This is a genomic window from Ideonella azotifigens, assembly GCF_006519715.1.
GTDB lineage: Bacteria > Pseudomonadota > Gammaproteobacteria > Burkholderiales > Burkholderiaceae_C > Ideonella > Ideonella azotifigens.
The window spans coordinates 1-1,615 of the sequence record NZ_VIDT01000966.1; the positions used below are offsets into that span (position 1 = coordinate 1).

At 68.8% G+C, this 1,615-nt stretch carries 3 protein-coding genes; all 3 read right to left on the reverse strand.

Features of this window, described 5'->3' with window-relative positions; all coding sequences use genetic code 11:
* The coding region (locus tag FKP22_RS29700; protein ID WP_141291821.1) for a hypothetical protein at positions 1-224 on the reverse strand (224 nt) is incomplete at its 3' end.
* Positions 225-234: 10 nt separating this feature from the next.
* On the reverse strand, positions 235-1,143 hold the full coding sequence (locus FKP22_RS29705; protein WP_141291823.1) for an NAD(P)-dependent oxidoreductase: 909 nt from the start codon (positions 1,141-1,143) through the stop codon (positions 235-237).
* A gap of 144 nt (positions 1,144-1,287) precedes the next feature.
* The coding region (locus FKP22_RS29710) for a type 2 periplasmic-binding domain-containing protein (protein ID WP_211361663.1) at positions 1,288-1,615 on the reverse strand (328 nt) is incomplete at its 5' end.

Consider the following 1,615-nt stretch of genomic DNA (forward strand, 5'->3'; position numbering starts at 1 on the left):
CGGGCACCGAAGCCCGCGGCGTCGTGCAGCGCGGCCGAAGCGGCGCAGACCAGCAGCACGCGGCACTGCTGCGACAAGGCGGCCAGATCCTGCACCGGCACGATCTCGCGCTGAAGGTGCTCGGTCGGCCACTCCGGCGCCAGCACGTGAACACGGAATGCCTTCGAGAGGCGGCGTGCCACCACGGCTGCCAACGGGCTGCTGCCCACAATGCCTACGTTCATGTTCTGAGCCTCAATGAGCGGAAGATGCCAGGGGGGCGCCGGTGAAGCGTGCGTTGGCCATCGATTCGACGACCCGGATCATGTCTTCGAGCTGGGCCTGCTCGCCCAGCGTGTTCAGGCCGATCTGCAGCAGGCCGCGAACGATGTCCGAGACCGGCATCGGCACGCCCTGGGCCATGCCCATCGACAGCGCCTGGTTGACGTCCTTGACCTGCAGCCCCAGACCGAACTTGGTCGATTGCCGGCCTTCGGCGATCGCCACCAGCATGCCCTGCGTGGTGAAGTTGCGCCCGGTGGTGTGGTTCAGCGCCTCGGTCATGGCCTCCAGCGGCAGGCCGAACTTGCGGCCCATGGCCACCGCCTCCAGCGTAGCCAGGCGGCAGCCGGCGTTCATCATGTTGTTGACCGCCTTCATGGTCTGGCCGTTGCCGACCCGTCCGCCGCAATAGAAGACGTTCGGGCTGATGGCTTTCAGGATCGGCAGCACCTTGGCGTACACCGGCTCGGGGCCTGAGGCGATGATGGATACCGTGCCGGCGATGGCCGTGGCCATGGCACCCGACACCGGCGCATCGATCAGGTCCACGCCCTGCTCGGCCAGGCGGCTGGCGAAGCGGCGTGTCTCGCCCGGCACGCCGCTGGTCTGGTCGACCACGATCGCACCCGGCGACAGGCCCTCTGCCAGCCCGTCCGGCCCGAACAGTACCCGCTCCACGTCAACGCTGCGTGGCAGGCACAGCAGCACCACCTCGCAGCCCTTTGCCAACGCCTTGGCCGACGGCGCTGCGCGCGCGCCCAGCTGCTCGAAGGTGGCGACCACGGCAGGGTTGAGGTCGAGGACGCTCAAGCTGTGTTTGTCCACCAGATGACGCGCGAGGGCGCCGCCCATCGCGCCCAGACCGATATACCCGACTTGCATTCGATGCTCCTGGAAAGCCGGTGTCGCCCGCGAAGACCGCCGGACGACACGACGGCCAAATTGTCGCGGCCGTGTCGACGCGGGTCGAGTCGGTTCTTTTGGCGGCGACGGTAAGTGCCGCTGACGCTGTGCGCCCCCGCCGGGTCAGTGGGCACCGCCCAGGTCGAGCGACTCGCTGCGCAGCGCCTCCACGAAGTGCCCGACCAGGCGGCTGCCGAGCGCCGGCTCCCAGATCGCGCCGATGTCCGGCGAGGGGATCGCCGGGCTCAGTGGCACGCGCTGGATCAGCCCGAGCGGCCGATAGAGCTGCAGCTCCGCAGCGCTGAGGATGGTGAGGTAGTCGCGCTCCTCCAGCAGCAGTTGCACCCGGATCGACGACCCGGCTTCGACACAAGGTACCGGCGGCCGCTGCTTCTGCATCGCGAAAGCTTCGTCGAACGCTGCCCGCATGACCGAGCCGGCAGGCGGCAGC

What these genes read in the sequence shown, in the direction of transcription:
- FKP22_RS29705 (WP_141291823.1), bottom strand. Translation starts at nt 1,143, where the DNA reads ATGCAAGTCGGGTATATCGGTCTGGGCGCGATGGGCGGCGCCCTCGCG.